This window comes from Nocardioides malaquae, from assembly GCF_015070385.1.
GTDB lineage: Bacteria > Actinomycetota > Actinomycetes > Propionibacteriales > Nocardioidaceae > Nocardioides > Nocardioides malaquae.
This window is the reverse complement of record NZ_JADCSA010000048.1, coordinates 1-641: the sequence shown is the minus strand read 5'-3', so window position 1 is coordinate 641 and position 641 is coordinate 1. Positions and strand designations below refer to the sequence as shown.

General features: G+C 39.8%; 1 protein-coding gene. It reads right to left on the bottom strand.

Annotation, left to right across the window (positions count from 1 at the left end):
• Nucleotides 1-386: 386 nt before the first annotated feature.
• On the bottom strand, nt 387-641 hold a 255-nt coding region (locus IEQ44_RS17105), incomplete at its 5' end, for a hypothetical protein (RefSeq protein ID WP_227487605.1).

The following is a 641-nucleotide window of genomic DNA, read 5'->3' as shown; positions in this document are numbered from 1 at the left end:
TACATGCTTGTAGATCTGTTATTTTTGGCCAAAGTTCTCATTTCTCAGAATAGGGATGCAAGGGTTCAAGTGGTTAATACTGTATGAAAAAAGGAGAAAAAAGGTTTCTATCACACAAAGATTTGGAGGACCCCTTGTAGTAACTCTGAGGACCCCTGTTAAAGACCCCTGGTTTAGAACTGTGTTTTGCGAAAATAGCAGATCAACAAGCTCACAGCGCGGCACCGAGTGCCGCGCTGCGAGCTTGTAGATCTGCTATTTTTGAAAAAAATCGGGAAAATGTGTTGCAAGTCTTTGAATGTTTTGACCCGATTCTATAAGTGTCTTCTAAATCCTTCTTCTAAATCGGTGGTTCTCAAACTTTTTCATGTCATGGTCCCCCAAAGTTACATGTGTTTGGCCGCGGACCCCCGTCTCAAAATATGTTGTTCCAGGGACCCCCCAGAAGCAGAGATTTGAGTTGCAAAAGTTTGCTTTGAAAAATATATATCAAATATTTGCAAAAATAAAACAAGATTTTTCAAAAATAGCAGCTCTGCAAGCTCGCAGCGCGGCACTCGGTAATCGGCTGTTTTCAAATGGCTGAAATGTATATAGTGGGTAATTTTGTTTTGTAATAAACTAAGGTTTTCAAATAATTG